This is a genomic window from Arthrobacter sp. UYP4, assembly GCF_057291175.1.
Genome location: NZ_JBXAVU010000004.1, coordinates 292,077 through 310,630, shown reverse-complemented (window position 1 = coordinate 310,630; position 18,554 = coordinate 292,077). Strand labels below are relative to the sequence as shown.

The 18,554-nt window shown below is 69.1% G+C and carries 19 protein-coding genes and 1 tRNA gene; 10 read left to right on the top strand and 10 right to left on the bottom strand.

The window, feature by feature from the left end; genetic code table 11:
• Positions 1 to 126 precede the first annotated feature (126 nt).
• From AC0Z9V_RS15490 to AC0Z9V_RS15470, 5 genes are all read left to right on the top strand, one after another.
• Entirely contained in the window at positions 127 to 381 is a 255-nt protein-coding gene (locus AC0Z9V_RS15490) for a DUF6458 family protein (RefSeq protein WP_133080119.1), read from the top strand.
• A gap of 187 nt (positions 382 to 568) precedes the next feature.
• The gene (locus AC0Z9V_RS15485; protein ID WP_208739151.1) at positions 569 to 1,336 is read left to right on the top strand and encodes a DeoR/GlpR family DNA-binding transcription regulator; all 768 of its coding nucleotides are present in this window, start codon (positions 569 to 571) and stop codon (positions 1,334 to 1,336) included.
• Entirely contained in the window at positions 1,333 to 2,355 is a 1,023-nt protein-coding gene (locus tag AC0Z9V_RS15480; protein ID WP_485142028.1) for a 1-phosphofructokinase family hexose kinase, read from the top strand. Before AC0Z9V_RS15485 ends, AC0Z9V_RS15480 begins: the two co-directional genes overlap by 4 nt.
• Complete coding sequence (locus AC0Z9V_RS15475) at positions 2,355 to 4,469, top strand: PTS fructose transporter subunit IIABC (RefSeq protein WP_485142027.1); 2,115 nt, start codon at positions 2,355 to 2,357, stop codon at positions 4,467 to 4,469. Before AC0Z9V_RS15480 ends, AC0Z9V_RS15475 begins: the two co-directional genes overlap by 1 nt.
• Before the next feature lie 53 nt (positions 4,470 to 4,522).
• Positions 4,523 to 4,801, top strand: a complete 279-nt coding sequence (locus AC0Z9V_RS15470; RefSeq protein WP_055765843.1) for an HPr family phosphocarrier protein — start codon at positions 4,523 to 4,525, stop codon at positions 4,799 to 4,801.
• A 276-nt stretch (positions 4,802 to 5,077) separates the two neighbouring features.
• Here the strand turns inward: AC0Z9V_RS15470 and AC0Z9V_RS15465 are convergent, their stop codons facing one another.
• The 5 genes from AC0Z9V_RS15465 to AC0Z9V_RS15445 form a co-directional block, all read right to left on the bottom strand.
• Positions 5,078 to 5,797 carry a hypothetical protein gene (locus tag AC0Z9V_RS15465; protein ID WP_208740434.1) on the bottom strand — a complete coding sequence of 240 codons (720 nt, stop codon included), beginning with the start codon at positions 5,795 to 5,797 and terminating at the stop codon, positions 5,078 to 5,080.
• Positions 5,794 to 6,528 (bottom strand): hypothetical protein, encoded by a 735-nt coding sequence (locus tag AC0Z9V_RS15460; protein WP_133080114.1) that lies wholly within the window; start codon positions 6,526 to 6,528, stop codon positions 5,794 to 5,796. Before AC0Z9V_RS15460 ends, AC0Z9V_RS15465 begins: the two co-directional genes overlap by 4 nt.
• Before the next feature lie 147 nt (positions 6,529 to 6,675).
• Positions 6,676 to 6,912, bottom strand: coding sequence for a hypothetical protein (locus AC0Z9V_RS15455; protein ID WP_485142026.1), 237 nt, complete (start codon positions 6,910 to 6,912; stop codon positions 6,676 to 6,678).
• A gap of 257 nt (positions 6,913 to 7,169) precedes the next feature.
• On the bottom strand, positions 7,170 to 8,432 hold the full coding sequence (locus AC0Z9V_RS15450; protein ID WP_485142061.1) for an endonuclease/exonuclease/phosphatase family protein: 1,263 nt from the start codon (positions 8,430 to 8,432) through the stop codon (positions 7,170 to 7,172).
• Between the two features lie 127 nt (positions 8,433 to 8,559).
• Positions 8,560 to 9,186 (bottom strand): hypothetical protein, encoded by a 627-nt coding sequence (locus AC0Z9V_RS15445; protein ID WP_485142025.1) that lies wholly within the window; start codon positions 9,184 to 9,186, stop codon positions 8,560 to 8,562.
• Between the two features lie 202 nt (positions 9,187 to 9,388).
• Between AC0Z9V_RS15445 and AC0Z9V_RS15440 the strand changes: the two genes are divergently transcribed.
• Entirely contained in the window at positions 9,389 to 10,144 is a 756-nt protein-coding gene (locus tag AC0Z9V_RS15440) for a ZIP family metal transporter (protein ID WP_133080111.1), read from the top strand.
• 52 nt (positions 10,145 to 10,196) lie between these two features.
• Here AC0Z9V_RS15440 and AC0Z9V_RS15435 read toward each other — a convergent pair.
• Positions 10,197 to 10,270, bottom strand: a tRNA-Lys gene (locus AC0Z9V_RS15435).
• Positions 10,271 to 10,414: 144 nt separating this feature from the next.
• On the opposite strand from AC0Z9V_RS15435, the gene AC0Z9V_RS15430 reads away from it, so the two are divergent.
• The 3 genes from AC0Z9V_RS15430 (at position 10,415) to AC0Z9V_RS15420 (ending at position 12,905) form a co-directional block, all read left to right on the top strand.
• The gene (locus AC0Z9V_RS15430) at positions 10,415 to 11,062 is read left to right on the top strand and encodes a hypothetical protein (protein ID WP_133080110.1); all 648 of its coding nucleotides are present in this window, start codon (positions 10,415 to 10,417) and stop codon (positions 11,060 to 11,062) included.
• Positions 11,063 to 11,276: 214 nt separating this feature from the next.
• A complete protein-coding gene (locus AC0Z9V_RS15425) occupies positions 11,277 to 11,894 on the top strand; it encodes a DUF47 domain-containing protein (RefSeq protein ID WP_133080109.1) in 618 nt (205 codons plus the stop codon).
• On the top strand, positions 11,895 to 12,905 hold the full coding sequence (locus AC0Z9V_RS15420; RefSeq protein ID WP_485142024.1) for an anion permease: 1,011 nt from the start codon (positions 11,895 to 11,897) through the stop codon (positions 12,903 to 12,905). It abuts the gene before it with no gap.
• Positions 12,906 to 13,080: 175 nt separating this feature from the next.
• On the opposite strand, the gene pstB is transcribed toward AC0Z9V_RS15420, so the two are convergent.
• The 4 genes from pstB to pstS all read right to left on the bottom strand — a co-directional run bounded on the left by pstB (position 13,081) and on the right by pstS (position 17,191).
• Entirely contained in the window at positions 13,081 to 13,860 is a 780-nt protein-coding gene (gene pstB / locus AC0Z9V_RS15415) for a phosphate ABC transporter ATP-binding protein PstB (RefSeq protein WP_459268404.1), read from the bottom strand.
• Between the two features lie 30 nt (positions 13,861 to 13,890).
• Positions 13,891 to 14,997, bottom strand: a complete 1,107-nt coding sequence (gene pstA / locus AC0Z9V_RS15410; protein ID WP_208740371.1) for a phosphate ABC transporter permease PstA — start codon at positions 14,995 to 14,997, stop codon at positions 13,891 to 13,893.
• A complete protein-coding gene (gene pstC / locus AC0Z9V_RS15405) occupies positions 14,998 to 15,930 on the bottom strand; it encodes a phosphate ABC transporter permease subunit PstC (protein WP_485142023.1) in 933 nt (310 codons plus the stop codon).
• A gap of 142 nt (positions 15,931 to 16,072) precedes the next feature.
• Positions 16,073 to 17,191, bottom strand: a complete 1,119-nt coding sequence (gene pstS / locus AC0Z9V_RS15400; protein WP_133080104.1) for a phosphate ABC transporter substrate-binding protein PstS — start codon at positions 17,189 to 17,191, stop codon at positions 16,073 to 16,075.
• Between the two features lie 223 nt (positions 17,192 to 17,414).
• Here pstS and AC0Z9V_RS15395 point away from each other — a divergent pair, with 223 nt between their 5' ends.
• The gene (locus tag AC0Z9V_RS15395) at positions 17,415 to 18,542 is read left to right on the top strand and encodes an FUSC family protein (protein ID WP_133080103.1); all 1,128 of its coding nucleotides are present in this window, start codon (positions 17,415 to 17,417) and stop codon (positions 18,540 to 18,542) included.
• The last annotated feature ends 12 nt before the right edge of the window (positions 18,543 to 18,554 follow it).

Genomic DNA, 18,554 nt, shown 5'->3' with positions numbered 1-18,554 from the left:
TTTACGGCGGATCGACCGTATGATAGGTGTGAGCGGGCCGCCTCGGGAGTAAGCGGCAGAGTCAGTGAAACCGCTGGGGAATTCTCTCGAAACTGCCAACAAAGACATACCGGAGGAGTTTTTCTAATGCGAATCGGTTCATCTATTTTTCTTATTGCACTGGGTGCAATTCTTGCTTTCGCCATCCGCGTGCAGGTCAGCGTCGTGGACCTGGCACTCGTCGGCTACATCCTGATGGCGGTCGGCGTGATCGGGCTCATCGCCTCGCTCGTCCTGGCCGCTCCGCGCCGGCAGGCGCGCGTCTCGGAGTCGCGGTCCGTCGTGGATCCGAACACCGGCGAGACCATCACGCGCAGGGAGTCCCGCGACACCGGGCTCTGACAGCCCGTCGGCACCACCAGGGACAGAAGGGCCGGACGTTCACGTCCGGCCCTTCTTCATCTGTGTTCCCATTTGATTACCACCGAAAAGGTCTTGACCCGGTGAGCAAAGCAAAGATATAGTCACTCAAACAAAGATCGAACCACATCTCGAGGTCCTGACCTCGGCCGGAGACAACGAGGTCCTCATGTTCGCGGAAGAGCGCTATCGCCAGATCAGCAAACTCGTCTCCGCAGACGGCCGCGTCACGGTCGCCGGCCTCTCCTCACGCTTCGGCATCACCAAGGAGACGGTCCGCAGGGACCTCGCCCTCCTCGAGAACGACGGCGTCCTGCGCCGGGTCCATGGAGGGGCCATCGCCGGCAGCGGGGCGACCACCAATGAATCGAGCCTGTCGAGCCGGGCCGCGCAGCACTCCCCCGAGAAGAAGCGCATCGCCGAGGCCGCGCTCGCCATGGCTCCCGCGACGGGAGCCGTCGTGCTCGACGCCGGCAGCACCACCGGTGCCCTGGCAGAACTGCTCGTCGACGAGGCGCGGCCCGGACTGGCGGTCGTCACCCATTCCGTCCCGATCGCCGCACTCGTCTCCAACGCGGGCCTGAGCGTCGAACTCGTCGGCGGACGCGTACGAGCCCTGACCAGCGCAGCCGTGGGGAGCAGCACGGTCGCGCACTTCGCCCGCCTGCGGTCCGACGTCGCCTTCATCGGGGCGAACGGCATCACGGCCGGCTTCGGCCTCAGCACGCCCGACGTCGACGAAGCGGCGGTGAAGACCTCGATCGTGCGCTCGGCACGCCGCGTGGTGCTCCTGGCCGATTCGTCGAAGTTCAGCGAGGAATCCCTCATCAGCTTCGCCTACCTGGAGGATATCGATGCACTCATCACCGACCGCGCACCCCGGGGAACCCTTGCGGATGCACTCGCCGATTCCGATGTGGAGGTGATCGTCGCGTGATCCTGACCCTCACCGCGAATCCCAGCATCGACCGCACCGTGGAACTCGGCGCGCCCCTGACCCGCGGAGCCGTCCAACGCGCCACCCATGTGGTGCAGGAGGCAGGCGGCAAGGGTGTGAACGTCAGCCGCGCCCTGGCCATGTCCGGCGTCAGCACGCTGGCCGTCCTTCCGGGCGACGACGACGACGCGGTCCTGGCGGGCCTGCGCGGCGTCTCCGTCCCCTTCCGCAATCTGCCGATCGGCGCGGGCCTCCGCACCAACACGGCGATCACCGAACCCGATGGTACGACGACGAAGATCAACGAGCCCGGCCCCGAGCTCTCCGCCGCACAGATCGAGGAACTGCTCGCGGTCGTCGTGGCCGAGAGCAGCGGAGCCGACTGGCTGGTCCTCGCCGGCTCCCTGCCGCCGGGCGTACCGCCGACCTTCTACACGCGGATCACCGCCGCGGTCCGGGAGGCGTACGGACCGTCGGCGCCCCGGGTCGCGATCGACTCGTCGGGCGAACCTCTGATCGAGGCCGCCGCCGGGGTACCGGCGCCGGACCTGCTCAAACCCAATGCCGAGGAGCTCAGCGAGCTGACGGGCGTCGGCACGGGCGACCAGCTGGAGCTGGACCATGAATTGGCCGCGAAGGCCTGCGCGGTGCTCATCACCGCGGGGGTGGGAGCGGTACTGGCGACCCTTGGTTCCAAGGGTGCCCTGCTCGTGACGAACGCGGGGGCCTGGCACGCCGTGCACCCGCCGGTCACGGCGCGTTCCACGGTCGGCGCGGGAGATTCCGCCCTGGCCGGTTACCTGCTGGCGCACAGCGCAGGCGAACTCCCGGAGAACTGCCTGCGCCAGGCCGTTGCCCACGGATCGGCGGCCGCATCCCTACCGGGCTCCACCGTTCCATCGCTCGACCAGACAACGCCGGCCGCAGTCGCGGTCACTCCACTCATGGTCACGCTGCCCGTGATCGAACCAAGCGCCGTCGGATCCAACGCTGGACCGACAGCACAGGAGGAATTCTGATGTCCGAACTCATCACGCCGGAGCTTGTGACTCTGGACAAGGACCTGGGGACACAACGCTCCTCGGTGATCCGGTATCTCGCGGAGCAGGTCGCCGCACAGGGGCGGTCCACGGAAGTGGACGGTCTGTACGCCGACGCCCTCGCCCGGGAGGAGAAGACCTCCACCGGGGTCCCGGGCGGCATCGCCATCCCGCACTGCCGTTCCACGGCGGTCTCGGAGGCGACGCTCGCCATGGCGCGCCTGGCGCCGGCGGTGGACTTCGGGGCCAAGGACGGCCCCGCGGACCTCGTCTTCTTCATCGCCGCGCCGGACGGCGCGGACCAGGAGCACCTCAAACTCCTGTCCAAGCTGGCACGCTCGCTCATCAAGAAGGACTTCACCGCCTCCCTCCGTGCCGCAGAGACGCCCGCCGACGTCGTCGCGCTGGTCAACGGAGCCCTCGGCATCGGGGACGCGGCGACCGTCGGTGCCGGCGCCCATGCGGCAGGCGCCGCCGGTCCGGGCGGACCGTCGGCCGGGGACAGTGCCCGCACGAACGAGGCGGCAGCCACCCTGGGCACCACGCCTGCCGGGGTGGACGCCACCGGTCCCGCCGTCGACGCCGGCCGCTCGACCGACACCCAGGTCCGCCGGCTGGTCGCGGTGACCGCCTGCCCCACGGGGATCGCGCACACCTACATGGCCGCCGACTCCCTCGTCGCCGCAGCCAAGGAGCGTGGCATCGACCTCCAGGTCGAGACGCAGGGCTCCTCGGGCGCCACCCCCCTGGATCCGTCGGTCATCGCGGCGGCCGACGCCGTCATCTTCGCCGTCGACGTCGATGTCCGGGACAAGCAGCGGTTCGCCGGCCTCCCGGTCATCAGTGCACCCGTCAAGCGGGGCATCGACGAACCGGGCGAGATGGTCGAGGAAGCCCTGGCGGCCGCCGGGAATCCGAACGCCCGCAGGGTCGCCGGCACCGCCGGCGGTGACGACCAGACCGACGACGAGGGCGGCCGGGACAGCATCGGCAGCACCCTCAAGCGCGCTCTGCTCACCGGCGTCAGCTACATGATCCCCTTCGTCGCCGGCGGCGGCCTGCTGATCGCCCTGGGCTTCCTGCTCGGCGGTTACCTCATCACCGAGACGGCCGACGCCGTGGTCCTCGAGAACAGCCTCGCGAACCTCCCGGCCGGCGGGCTCGCCGAATACCTCGGTGCGGTGGCGTTCAAGATCGGACAGCTGTCCCTCGGGTTCCTGGTGCCCGCCCTCGCCGGCTACATCGCCTACGCCCTCGCCGACCGTCCCGGCATCGCGCCCGGGTTCGTCGCCGGTGCCGTCGCCGGTTTCATGGATGCGGGTTTCCTCGGCGGTATCGTCGGCGGCCTGCTCGCCGGCTACGTCGCCCTGATGATCGGGCGCCTCTCCGTGCCCCGCTGGCTGCGGAGCCTCATGCCCGTGGTCATCATCCCGCTCCTGGCGTCGATCGTGGCCTCGGGCCTGATGTTCCTCGTGCTCGGCGGACCCATCGCTGCGATCACGGTAGGCCTGAACAACTGGCTCTCCGGCCTCACCGGGACCGCGGCGGTCGGCCTCGGCGTCATCCTCGGGCTCATGATGGCCGTGGACCTCGGCGGCCCCGTCAACAAGGTGGCCTACTCCTTCGCGGTCGCCGGCCTGAGCGCCGGCTCCATCGACAACCAGGCACCGTGGCAGATCATGGCCGCGGTGATGGCGGCCGGCATGGTGCCACCCCTGGCCATGGCGCTCGCCACGATCATCGACCGCCGTCGCTTCACCCTCGCGGAACGCGAGAACGGCAAGGCTGCCTGGCTGCTGGGCGCCGCGTTCATCTCGGAGGGCGCCATCCCGTTCGCTGCAGCGGATCCACTGCGTGTCATCCCCGCGTCCCTGCTCGGATCGGCCGTCACCGGGGCGATCGTGATGGGCACCGGAGTCACCTCGCAGGCCCCGCACGGCGGCATCTTCGTCTTCTTCGCCATCGGGAACGTCGTGATGTTCATCCTCGCCGTCCTCGTCGGCACGGTCGTCTCGGCCCTCGCCGTGATCGCCCTCAAGCGCTACGCCTCGAGCAAGAAGAACACCGCCGTCGCCGAGCCGGTTGCGGCCTGACCCCGGGTCCGGTTGGCTGTACGGGGAACCCATCCACGAAAAAGGAGCACATCATGGCAGAACGCAAGGCAACCGTGGCGAGTCGCGTGGGATTGCACGCCCGCCCGGCCTCCATCTTCGCGGAGGCCGCGGGCGAACTCCCGCTCGAGGTCACCATCGCCATGGACGGTGAGCCGGCCGAGGAGGCGATGGACGCCTCCAGCATCCTCTCGCTCATGAGCCTCGGCGCATCGCACGGCGACGTGATCGTGCTGCGTGCCGAGGGCGACGGCGCCGAGGACGCACTCGAGAGCCTGGCCCGGATCATCGAGACGGACCACGACGCCGAATAGGACGAAGCAGGACGCACGACCACGAAGGGCACCATCCGCCGTCGATACATGGCGGATGGTGCCCTTCCGGCGTCCCCAGCTTGCCCGACCGGTAGGTGGGTCCACCCGTTCTAATGGACGCACCTACCTGCCGGATAACGATCCGCTGACCCCCCACGGACAGCGGCAGTTACATAATCATTATTTTTGCACACGATCATGAAAACGTGAATGGGGCAAGGACACAATCGGATCACTTTCCTGCACGGTGAGCACGGAAAGTCGGGTGCCCTCGCCTCAGGCGAGCTTGTTCGCCCGCTGGTTGCGCCGTCGATTGAGGGTATGGCTCAGCCACACGAGGAACAGTCCCACGACGTTCGACATGATCGCCGAGAACGGCAGGACGATGTCCCAGGCCCCCAGATCGAGGGGAGTCAGCCTCAGCAGCACGAAGACCACCACCAGCGAGAAGCCGCAGGCCAGGAACGCACAGGCGACCCGGTGGGCGGTCCGCGCTCGGCGGTCCGCCACCGATGCGACCGCCGGGATGACCAGGCACCCCGCCACGTAGCCGGGATAGAGCCGTCCCACCGCCGCGTACTGCTGGACCGTGTCCTGGTCCCCGAAGGCGTGCAGCCCCGTGGAGGTGCCCGGAAGTTCACTGGCGACGAAGAAGTACAGGGTGGCGGCGACGGTCAGGCCGAGGATCGCCAGCCCGAACGGGCCCACGACCAGGCGCCGGGCGAGGGACGATCCGAACGCCGCCGCCGTGCGGACGCCGAGGAGCACGAAGACCGCGTAGAGGGTCAGCCGCAGCAGGAGGTTCGCGATGTTCACCCCGCCCAGGACGCCGTCCACGGCTTCGTAGATGGGAACGATCGAGAGTCCGACGGCGACCGTGAGCAGCACGAGCGCCGTGAACACGGTCCGGCCCTGGCCGTTCCGCACTCCCGGGACGCGGACGGCGGCCCCCAGGGCGCAGATGCAGAGGGCGATCCACTGGATGGTCGCGGTCATCCCAGGTTCTCCCACATCGCGCGGTCCTTGCCGTCGTCGAGCTCTGCCCGCCGGATCTGCTTGCCCAGCACGTCGAGGCGGTCGCGTGCCAGGAAGACCAGGTCGAGGTCGGGCATCGCGCACAGCGCGCGGGCACGACCGTCCTCGGGCCAGCCGCCCTCCTCGGGTGTGAGCAGCCCGGTCACCACCAGACCGCTCGCCAGCGACACGTTCGCTATCCGCGCCGCCTGGACGGCGATCTCGGGGGCGAGCCGGCCCGCGGTGAGCTGGGCGGAGAGATTCTGGCGGGCGACGCCGGTGCTCGCCGCCAGCTGCTGGCGGAGGTCACCCGGATCCACCGCCTCGACCCAGGCGCGGACTGAGTTGCGGTGCGGCAACGGTGCGAGGCTCAGTTCGAGGTCCGTCGCCGTGCAGCCCCTGTCCTCGCTGCGCGCGATGAGCAGTCGGAGGATGTCGATGTGGCTGACCTGGCTGACGAGTTCGGCGTCGGTGGGCTGCCGGATGCCGCCGGGCAGGTCCTCGTAGCCCTCGAAAACGGCCAGCGCCTGTACGGGCGGCACCCCGTACCCGCGGGCGATCGCGACGACGGTCGTCACCGACACCTTCCCCCGGACGAGCTGCTGGGCGAGCGTGGAGCGCTTGATGCCGGCGACCCGGCACACGTCCGACACGTTGTCGTGCGGAGCGATCTGGGAACGCCACAGCTGGAACGCCTTGGCTGTGACGGCCATCATCACCTTTCGATTGGACATTTCGGTCTGGAGTCGAAGTATACTGAGATCGCTGGCTCCGATTTCTGCGATTCCCCCATACGCAGAACTCGGAGCCAGCTCCACTTTAACGACCCGGACATCGCCGGGTCAGCGGATCAGGGGTGCCTACCAGCGCACCTTCTTCTCCTTCTTCCCCTGCTTGCTGCTCTCATGGGCCGCCTTCACATGGCCCGCGCCGGAGGACGCCGTCGGATTCGCGGCGTGGTTCTTCCTCGCCAGCGCGAGGCGGGCACGCGGGTCGTCCTGCAGCTTCCCGGAGGAGCCCTTGGCACCGGCGGGACCGCCGGTGCCGGCCGGTGCTTCGTCCGTTCGGGATCGATCGTTCTGGGGCGTGCTGGTCATGGTGTTCCTTTCTCAGTTCCTGCGCCCGCGGAACGGTCGGAACGGGACGGCACGGCGCACGCAGCGGCGTACGCGGGATGTGCTGATGGTTCGGACAGGTCCAGTGGGCGCCCTTGGAGTGGTGTCATCGACAAGTGGCGCTGAACTCGGCAGGAGCCGGTTCGGTTACTGGAAAATAGGTGTCCTCATGCCATCGACGGTACACCCGGCCGCGGCGCCCGGACAAGGGTCGCACGCGTCCGGCCCGCCACCGGGTGCTAGCTCCGCCGTGCGCCGCTCACGACGACGTCGGCGTAGACCAGCCGGTGGTCGCTCGTGGGGAAGGGGAAGATCCCCGTCAGCTCCGAGCCGGGCATGCCCGCCCGCGGCCAGAACACCCCCGACGCCGAGACCCGCAGGTTCCGCGACGGCAGGACGTAGTCGGCCCGGATGTTGCCGGCATTGCGGTCCTCGAAGTCCGCCGTGTCGTACCGGGGGTCGCCGCGGTGGTCGGCGTTCGCGCCGCCCTGGAGCGCCGCCGCCTCGAGGGCGCCCTCCGAGGACGGGAGCGGGTCCTGCACCAGCTTGTTCCCGAGGAGCTGGTCGATCGAACCGGTCCGCGAGTCGCCGTCGAGCGGGTCGCTGTTCTGGTCGCCCAGGACGACGAAGCGTTCTCCGCGCTTGAGCCCGCCGGGAGCCCCGTCGTCGTCGTAGATGTAGGCGGCTCCGGGGCCGGCTGTGACGTAGTCGGACCAGAACCGGATCTCGTCGCTGTTGCGCCGGCCGTTGCGGTCCTCCTCCCCGTCGAAGACAGGGGGCGTCGGATGGCTGGCCAGCACATGCACCGTCCTGCCGCCGACGCTCACCGGAACGTCCCAGTGCGACTTGCTGGACAGGGGGAGGACGGCGAGTTCATCCGCGGAGTACCAGTCGCCGGGGGCATCGGTGGCCGGGTTGTCGGGGAGCAGGGCTCCGGGCATGTCCTTCCAGAGGAAGTCCTGGAACGTCCGCACCGCCCCGGTCTGGATGGGGTACTTCGAGTAGATCACCATGCCGTACTGGCCCTCGAACGCCCCGAAGCCGAGGGCGTCATCCGGTCCGCCGACCGTGCCGTCGTCATTCAGGTCGTAGCCGCTGGGTATGCCCGTGTTGGATGGCGCCGTGTACACGTAGGGGTAGTCCACGGCAGCCTTGCCGTTCTGGCCCACGCGGAGGTAGTTCCGGTCGAAGAGGTCGGCGGCCCTGTTGCCCGGCACGTAGTCGAACTCGTTGATGAGGACCACGTCCGGCCTGTTGGTCTGCACCACCTCGGCGATGGCGCGCGCCTGGGTATCGCCCGGCGTGCTCAGGTCCCGGACGAGTCCGCCGGGCGTCGAACGGTTGAGGCTTGCGTTGTAGGTGGCGAAGCGGACGCTCTGCCCTGCACCCTGGCCGGCGTCCGGGACCACGCTCCGGGTGTCGTCCGCAGGACCCGCGAGGGCGGCAGGGGCGACGGTGACGAGCAGGGAAACGGCCAGCAGGCCTGCTGAGAACCGCGACAGGACTCGCACGTCTCCCCTTCCTCGGTGGTGGGGCCGTGCCGTCGGACGGACGGCAGCCCCGGTGGTCGCTTCTGGATTTCAAGCCTAATGGCGCGGTGCCCTCCGCGACCGGCCCGGATGTAACGATTCAAAACCGACCTGCGGCCTCCCGGTGGCGTGCCGGGCGTCGTGCACCCTGCGCACCCAGTTCCCGTTCGGCGGCGTCGAAGGTGTGCTCCAGCCGCGCCACGGCTTCCGCGTAGCGCTGCAGGTCCCTGCCGTCCCCCCGGCCCCCCGGCTCCGGTCTCCCTTCCTTACCGGCCGCCCGCAGGGCGCGGACGACAGGCCGCGCGGCGGGGTGTCCGGGATCGTGCATCGCGGGGTACCGGATCGCCTTCGCGGGGTCGACGTCGTAGTCGGCCCACTGCCGGACGACCGCGTCGTGGCGCCGGCGCAACTCACCCCAGGCGGCCGAGTGCGCCGACTCCCGTGTGGTCCGGGTGCGCTGCGCGTGCCGGCGCCAGACCCAGGCGGCGGCCGCAGTGCACGCGCCCACACCGGTCAGCACGGCCAGCACGGCACCCGCGCCGCTCATCGTCCCCGCCGCGACACCGCTGCCCGCGATCACGACGATGCCACCGAAGGCTGTCCAGAAGGAGTCGTCCGCTCCCGTGTCGCGCCGGAAGGCCGCATCGATCCGCCAGCCGGTCAGGGCGGCGGCGACCGCCATGACGGCGCAGGCGGCCAGGCTTCCGGTGATGGCAGCGACGTCCACGGGATTCCTCCTGCTCTCGTGCAGCTGGCCCGCGCCGGTCACCTGACCCGTCGTCGGGTTGCTCCTCCTACCAGTGCAGACGAGCGACGCCGATGAGTCAATGCCCTCTTCCGTCCGGGCCTTCCGTGCGCCGGTCCGCGCCCTGTGTCAGGCTGGGCCAGGTTTTTCGTCGTCGTGCCGTGTGCACCGGAAGGAGGCACCCGTGCCGCTGTGGCTGCAGGCCTTCACATGGGGTGCTGTCGCCGGTGGGGCCCTGCTCGTGGGGTCGGCCATCGCCTGGCGGTGGAACGTGCCGCCGCGGGTCGTGTCCTTCGTCATGGCCTTCGGCGCGGGAGTGCTGATCTCGGCCCTCGCCTTCGAACTCGTCGGCGAGGCGCAGGAGACGGGCGGGTTGGTACCCACGGCCCTCGGCTTCCTCGTGGGAGCAGTGGTGTACGTCGGAGCGAATGCCCTCCTGGCCCGGCAGGGCGCCCAGCACCGCAAGCGTTCGGGCGGCCAGCAGCCCTCCGAGAGCGAGGACGCCGGCAGCGGCAATGCCATCGCGCTCGGGGCGCTGCTCGACGGCATCCCGGAATCCGTGGTCCTCGGGCTCGGACTCGTGGCGGGCGGCGCCGTGAACCCCGCCGTGCTGGTCGCGATCTTCATCTCGAACGTCCCCGAGGGGCTCTCGAGCACCGCCGGGATGAAGAACGCGGGGCGCGGTCCCCGCTATGTCTTCGGGCTGTGGGGCGGCATCGCGCTGGCCTCGGGACTCTCGGCCCTCGCCGGGTACTCGCTGCTGGCGGGAGCCTCGGGCGTGACGGTCGCCTTCATCACGGCCATCGCCGCCGGGGCGATCCTCGCGATGGTGGCCGACACCATGATCCCCGAGGCGTTCGAGCGGCAGCACATGCTCACGGGACTGATCGCAGCGCTCGGCTTCCTCACGGCGTTCGTGGTCCACGAGCTCGCAGGATAGACGACGGAAGGACCCCGGGATGCGTTCCCGGGGTCCTTCCGTCGTGCACAGGTGGGCCCTGTGGGGCTCGAACCCACGACCCACGGATTAAAAGTCCGTTGCTCTAGCCAACTGAGCTAAGGGCCCGCCACACCTGCCCGCCCGTCGGATCCGAGGATGCCGCCGTGCAGGCGCGATGACCCGCTAACTTTATCGCAATCGATCCTGCCCCGGGGACCGCGCGGCAGCCCTGCCTTCCGGCCCGAATTTCCGCAGGAGTATCCTCGTTCCATGGACGGCGAATACACCAACAACAGCCCGCGGCCCCACAAGCCGAAGCCATTCGCTCCCGCGGACTTCGAGGTTTTCGCGGGTGGGGTCGATCCCTCGCGCGTGTCCGAGGCGGCGCACATGGCGGCCCATGCGCTGGTGCACCACGGGCGCGACGCCGAAGATCCCGACGTGACGCGCCGCCTCGTCGAGCTCGCCGACCAGCAGGGCCTCGAGGCCATCGCGGAGATGTGGGCGGAGAGCCCCGCCCGGTCCCTCCCGGGAGCGCTCTGGCGCCTGTACGCTCTCCGCGCAGCCACGCAGCAGAACCCCGAGCGCATCGCCGCCTACTTCGCCTCGGGCAAGGAGGTGGCCCAGGTCTCCAAGGTCGTCGCCGGCGTCGCCGAGCCGCCCGGTGCCACGGAGATGACCACCATGGCGAACACCATCCTCTCCGGGGCGTTCGAGGGCGAGTTCGACGTCGCGCTCGAGCGGTTCGCCGCGTTCTGCCGCGTCGTCGCCCTCGGTCAGGCGAACCACGCGGACGACGCCGAGCTGGCCAACGGCCCCCACGCGTCGAAGCTGACGCGCAATTCGCACCAGCTCATCAAGACCGCGGAGGATCTCGAGCACGCGGCGGCATCCTGGCGGCGCGGAGAGCTCGACTGAACCTCCTGCCGCCGGCGATGTTGACAGCGGCTCCGGGGAGGGCAAGACTTAACACGGCGTCGGACCGTGGAACCCCCGGGCTTCAACACTCAGCCGCTTCGAGCGGCCTTCCGCCGAGAGGCGCTCCCGGTTCGGCGCCACTACTTTGCCCTTCAGTACCCGGTACGGCTTCGGCCGGACCGCTGACTCCTTCATATCCTCCGAGGAAGACTCCGTGAAACTACGCCTCTTCCCCGAGGAGAACGCTGGCCTCGAACTCCTCTCCCGCATGGCCCGGCAGCTCGTGCTCGGCGTCGGGACGATGTCCGCCATCCTCGGCGCCCCCACCTCGGAGTACGACCGCCTGTCGGAGGAGCTGCACCAGCACGAATCGGCATCGACCGATCTGCACTTCGCCCTCCTGACGTCCATGCGGACGTCCTTCATCAATCCGCTCCCCCGCGAGGACCTCTACGCGCTGTCCCGGCTCCTCAACGAGGCCATCGAGAAGCTTGACGGCGCCGGGGAACTCATCGCCCTGTACAAGCTGAGCAAGCTGAGCCAGCGGGCCGCCGACCAGCTCGAGGTCATCAACCGGCAGGCCGAACTCACCGCCGTCGCCATGCAGCGCCTGAATTCCATGGAGGACCTCGAGGAGTACTGGATCGAGATCCTCCGGCTGGCCCGGCGCGCCGAGCGCACGCACCGCAGCTGGTGCGCCGAACTCCTGAACGACCACAAGCCCCTCGTTTATGCGCGGCACCGCGACGTGGCGAACCAGCTCGTCGACGTCACCAAGGACATCCGGAGGGTCGCCACCCAGGTGGGCACCATCCTCGTCAAGGAATCGTAGGTGGAACCCCTCCTCCTCGGTGTGGTGGTCGCCGCCGCAGGCGGCTTCGCCTTCCTCAACGGCTTCCACGACGTCTCGAACTCCGTGGCGACCGCCGTGCGGACCCGGGCGCTCACCCCGACCGTCGCCGTCCTGCTCGCCGCCTTCTTCAATCTGGTGGGCGCGCTGCTCAGCACCTCCCTCGCGCTCTTCTTCACGGATGCGGGCATCGGTCTCCCGCCGGGCCCGACGGGCCTCGGCATCCTCGTCGCCGCCCTGCTCGCGGCCGGCAGCTGGGGCGTGTTCACCTGGTACCGGGGCAAGCCGTCGTCGTCGACCCACGCGTTGCTCGGCGGCATCATCGGCGCGGGTGCGGCGTCGCAGCTGGTGAGGGGCCCGGCGATGAGCGGGGCCGGTGAGACACTGTTGCTGCAGATCGTCCTGCCCCTCGTCCTGTCGCCGGTCGTCGCCTACCTCCTGGCGTACGCCGCGGTGTTCCCGGCGACCTGGCTGCTGCGGCACGGGTCCCCCGCGACGGTGAACCGCGGCAACCGCATGGCGCAGTCGGTGCTGGCAGGGGCCTTCGCGCTCGGGCACGGGCTGCAGGACGGCCAGCGGACCATGGCCGTCATCCTGCTGGCACTCGTGGGCTCGGGGTACGCGAGCGGATCCGACATGCCCCTGTGGGTCCAGCTCTTCGCCGCCGTGCTGCTGGCATGCGGCTCCCTGTTCGGCGGCTGGCGCATCACGCACACCCTCGGCAACCGGCTGGTCCACATCGACCCGCTGCGCGGCATGACGGCACAGGGCGTCAGCTCGGCGATGCTGTTCATCGGTGCCATCTCGCTGCACTTCCCGCTCTCGAGCACGCACACGATGACGTCCGCGATCGTCGGAGCCGGCGCCAACCAGCGCTTCGCGTCCGTCCAGCGGCCCCGCGTGGTGCGCATCCTCGCGGTCTGGCTCGGGACCGCACCGGTCACCGCGCTGCTGGGAGCCGTCTTCTTCCTGGCGCTCAGCCCGCTGCTGTGATCGGCGCGGCCCGCGCCGTGCGGGAGGCCGCGTTCCCTGCCGGGCCCCCGCCGATGCGCCGGAGACAGGGGCACCGCGCCTGGACTCCCTGCACAGGGAGGGGGGAACGACGACGGCGGCCCCGTGGGAGCCGCCGTCGTCGCCGTCGATCGCCCGCCCGGGCGGGCGGTTCCCGCTATCCGAAGCGACCGGAGACGTAGTCCTCCGTCGCCTTGATCGAGGGCTTGTTGAAGATCGTGGTGGTGTCGTCGTACTCGATGAGCTTGCCCGGCTTGCCGGTGCCGGCGATGTTGAAGAACGCCGTCTTGTCCGACACACGCGCTGCCTGCTGCATGTTGTGCGTCACGATCACCACGGTGTAGTCGGCCTTGAGCTCGTTGATCAGGTCCTCGATGGCCAGCGTGGAGATGGGATCCAGTGCCGAACAGGGCTCGTCCATCAGGATCACCTGGGGCGACACCGCGATGGCGCGGGCGATGCACAGGCGCTGCTGCTGGCCGCCGGACAGGCCGGATCCGGGCCGGCCGAGGCGGTCCTTGACCTCGTTCCACAGGTTGGCGCCGCTGAGCGACTTCTCCACGAGGTCGTCGGCATCCGATTTGCTCATGCGCTTGTTGTTGAGCTTCACGCCGGCCAGCACGTTGTCGCGGATGGACATGGTGGGGAACGGGTTGGGCCGCTGGAAGACCATGCCGATCTGCCCGCGCACGGTGACCGGGTCCACGGCGGTGTCGTACAGGTTGTCGCCGTCGAGCAGCACCTCGCCCTCGACCCGCGCGCCGGGGATGACCTCGTGCATGCGGTTCAGGGTACGGAGGAAGGTGGACTTGCCGCAGCCGGAGGGACCGATGAACGCCGTGACGGAACGGGCTTCGATGTTGATGTTGACGTCCTCCACCGCAAGGAACTTGCTGTAGTAGACGTTGAGGTCCTTGACGTCGATTCGCTTGGACATTGCTTCCTTCGGGTGAGGTACCGCTGGCGCTTAGCGGCTGGTCTTGGGGGCGAACATGCGGGCGACGAACCGGGCGACCAGGTTCAGGAGCATCACCATGAGGATCAGCAGGAGCGCTGCGGCCCAGGCGCGCTGTGTACTCGGATCGGGCGCCGTCGGGGAGGTCGGCGTGAGAATCTGGTAGTAGATGAAGGTGGGGAGCGTGCTCATCCAGCCGCTGAAGACGTTCCAGTTGATGGAGCTGGCGAATCCCGCCGTTACAAGGATAGGGGCGGTCTCCCCGATCACGCGGGCGATCGACAGGGTTACGCCGGAGGCGATACCGGAGATCGCCGTCGGGATCACCACGTTGGTGATGGTGCGCCACTTGCGCACGCCGAGGGCGTAGGACGCCTCGCGGAGTTCGTTCGGGACGATCTTCAGCATCTCCTCGGTGGACCGGACCACCACGGGGATCATGAGGACGGACAGGGCGACGGCCGCGACGAACCCCGTACGGGTGCCCGGTCCGAACAGGAGCGCGAACAGCGCGGCGGCGAACAGGCCGGCCACGATCGAGGGGATGCCGGTCATCACGTCCACGAAGAAGGTGATCGCCTTGGTGAGGTTCTTGCCGGCACCGTACTCGACCAGGTAGACGGCGGTGAGCAGGCCGATGGGCACGGAGATGAGCGTCGCCCAGAGCGTGATCTGCAGCGTGCCGAGGACGGCGTGGTAGGCGCCGCCCAGCACGGGCGTACCGTTCTCCACGGCCTGGTTGTCCACGGCCCCGGTGACGCCGTTCATGGACGTGAACAGGAAGTTGTAGCTGAGGCCCGGGACGCCGCGCTCGAGGACGGTCCAGAGGACCGAGACGAGGGGCAGCAGCGCGATCAGGAAGGCCCCGTACACGAGGAAGGTGACGAGCCGGTCCTTGGCCTTGCGCTCGCCCTCCGCGACGGCCGTGACGAGGGTGGCGGCGAGGACGAAGACGATCGCCGAGATGACCGCCCAGCCGACGACGCTGAACCCGATCAGGGAGGAGAGCGCCGCACCGAGGATGACGGCGGCCGCGAGGACCACCCACACGGCGTAGGAGGGGAGGTGCCCGCGCGTGAGCTGGGACTGGCGACGCTGCAGGGTCTGGTTCGCTGCCATTTAGTTAGCTCCCGAGAATTCTTTGTGCCGGGTGATGATGAAGCGGGCGATCATGTTGACGATCAGCGTGATGACGAAGAGCACGAGGCCCGCCGCGATCAGCTCGTTGAGGCGCAGGCCGAAGGCCTCCGGGAAGTTCAGGGCGATCTCGGCCGCGATCGTCTGGTTGCCCGTCTTCACGAGGCTCGCGACGAGCGCGCCGGGTGAGAGGACCAGGGCCACCGCCATGGTCTCGCCGAGCGCGCGGCCGAGACCGAGCATGGTGGCGCTGATGATGCCGGGGCGTGCGAACGGCAGGACCGCCATGCGCACCATCTCCCAGCGTGTGGCGCCCATCGCGAGCGCCGCCTCCTCGTGGAGGTTGGGTGTCTGCAGGAAGATCTCCCGGCTGAGCGACGTGATGATGGGGATGACCATGACCGCGAGGACGATCCCGGCGGTGAGCATGGTCTTGCCGGTCTGGCTGGCGGGTCCGGCGAAGATCGGGATCCAGCCGAGGTTCTCGGCGAGCCACGTGTAGCCCTTGGCGAGCTGCGGGGCGAGGACGATGTACCCCCAGGCGCCGTAGATCACCGAGGGGATGGCCGCGAGCAGGTCGATGACGTACCCGAAGGCCCGTGCGAGGCGGCGCGGCGCGTAGTGCGAGATGAAGAGGGCGACCGCGATACCGATGGGTGTCGCGATGATCAGCGCGATGACCGCGGCGATGACGGTGCCGATGACGATCGGCAGGATGTACGCGGCGAAGCCGTTGCCGCCGGTGATCTCGGTGGGGTCGGCAGTGAAGGTCGGTGCTGCCTGCACCAGCAGGAACACGGCGACGCTGAAGAGCACTGCCAGGATCAGGACGCCGGCCGTGAGGGAGATTCCCGAGAAGATCCGGTCGCCTGCGCGGCCTCGATCCGTCGTCGCTTTCAGCGTATTGGTTGACACGTCTCTGCCTTCCAGGGCGGTCGATTTCGTTTGCAGTGACGGCCCGGTGATGGGCCGACGGGGCGTCACTGCTGATGCCAGCCGTGAACGGCGGACGGTCCCGCCCGGTCTTTATTAGACCAGACGGGACCGGGATGCCTCGCTAGGAGGCGACCTTGATCGATTCGATCGAGGCCTTGGCCTTCTCGCTGAGCGACGCGGACAGCGGGGCGTTGCCGGCGGAGGCCTCTGCCTCTGCCTGGCCTTCCTCGCTGATGACGTAGGAGCCGAACGCCTTCACGAGGTCGACGGTCTCCTGGCTGTCGTAGGAGGTGCAGTACACGTGGTAGCTGACCAGGACGACGGGGTAGGCGCCGGACTCGGTAGTGTCGCGCTCGAGCTCGAGGGACATGTCGGTCTCGGGGCGGCCCTCGACCGGGGTGGCGACCTCGACGGCCTTGGCGGCCGCGTCGGAGCTGAGTTCCGTGTACTCCTCGCCGACCTTGACCTTGGCCTTGCCGAGGTCTCCCACGGCGGAGGCGTCGGCGTAGGTGATGGCGCCGTCGGTGGAGGTGACCGTCTGGACGACACCCGAGGTGCCCTTGGCGTTCTCGGACTGCAGTTCTGCGGGCCAGGCGCCGCTGACCTCGTAGGTCCAGTCCTCGGGCGCCGCGGCCGCGAGGTAGTCGACGAAGTTCTCGGTGGTGCCGGACTCGTCCGAGCGGTGCACGACGGTGATGGGGGTGTCGGGGAGCTCGACGCCCTCGTTCTGGGCCGCGATCGCGGGATCGTTCCAGGTGGTGATCTTCTTGCCGAAGATCTGCGCGATGGTGGGTGCGTCGAGGTTCAGCTCGGTGACGCCCTCGAGGTTGAAGGCGATGGCGATCGGCGAGATGTAGGCCGGGATGTTGATGGCGCCGTCAGGGCCGCAGACCTCCATGGCCTGGGTCATCTCTTCGTCCTTGAGGTAGGCGTCCGAGCCGGCGAACTGCGCGCCGCCGCTCAGGAAGGCCTTGCGGCCCGCACCGGATCCGTCCGGGGAGTACTGCACCATGGCGCCCTGGTTGGCGGACTCGAAACCGGCCTTCCAGGCCTCCATCGCAGAGTTCTGCGACGAGGCGCCGATGCCGGTGAGGGTTCCGGACACCGCGGTGCCGGCGGCGGAGGACGCGGGTCCCTCAGCAGCGGGCTCGCCGGTGGCGTTGTCGGAACCACAAGCGGTCAGCGCCAGCGCGGCTACGGAGATAACTGCCGCAGCGCGGCCAAAGCGAAGAGCCTTCACGAAATTTTGCCCCTTCCAGGGATGTATTCATCGGTGCACGAGAGGCACTCGGTAGAGATGTACGCGTTCTTGTACATCCTCGAAGCTAGGCAGTGCAGGTAACGAGACTGACCAAGCGACATGAACGGAAGGTGAACAGCGTAGGGCCATTGACCTGCGTGGCCGGTTCGTACCGGTGAATGAGACGAACGTCTCGCTTCGATGCACCTCCTAGACTGGGGGCATGCCGCCGCGCCAGGGAGTCTCCGCCGCCCTCGGCTTCCTGCGTAAACGCTCCCGCACGGGACTCAAGCGCAGTTCCGGGTCGGTGGTGGCCGCCGTGCAGATGACGGTGTGCGCGGTCGGGGCCTACGCCTTCGCGGAAGAGGTCCTCGGGCACAACGGACCGCTGTTCGCTGCGACCTCGTCGATGATCTCCTTGGGTTTCTCGCGCGATCCGCGCATCCGCAGGGTGCTCGAGGTGGCGATCGGCTGCACGCTCGGCATCTCGGTGGGCGACCTCCTGCTGACCTTCTTCGGCACCGGGCTCTGGCAGGCCGCGGTCGTCCTGTTCATCTCGATCCTGCTGGCCCGCTTCCTGGACAGCGGCACCATCTTCACCACCCAGCTCGGGCTGCAGTCCCTGCTCGTCGTGCTGCTCCCGGCGCCGCAGGGGGGACCGTTCACCCGCAGTGTCGACGCCATCGTGGGCGGCCTCTTCGCGCTGGTGATCACCATGCTGCTGCCACGTGATCCCCGCCGCGAGCCGAAGACGAACGTCCGCGGCCTCCTGGGTGAGCTGTCCGGGGTGCTCCGCGAGAGCGCCTCCGCACTCCGCACGAGCGATTCGACGCTGGCGTGGCATGCGCTGGTCCGGGCCCGGAGCTGCCAGGCCCAGCTCGACAGCCTGACCGGCAGCATGAAGGCGGCGCAGGAGGTCGCCCGCATCTCCCCCGCCTACCGGCGGCACCGCGATGAGCTCGGGTCCCTGCGCAGCGCCGTGGAGTCGATCGACCTCGCCATCCGCAACAGCCGTGTCTTCTCCCGCCGGTTGACCTCCGCGATCAACCATGCCGCCCTGACCGACGAGGCCATCGAGGCCCTCGGCCAGTCACTGGAGGACACGGCGGACGCCGTCGACGTCCTGTCCCGCGCGCTGTCCGCCCGGGACTCCGCCGAGCGGCGCCTCAACCTGCGGCAGGCACGCAACGACCTGGCGGCCGTCGCCACCGACCTCCACCCCGCCACGCTCAACATCAGCCGGCTCGAGGGCGAGGGCCTCGTGCTCCTCCTCCGCCCGCTCGTCGTGGATCTGCTCGAGGCGACGGGCCTCTCGCACGAGGACGCCGCCGACTACCTGCCCCGGCTCTGACGGGACGGGCGG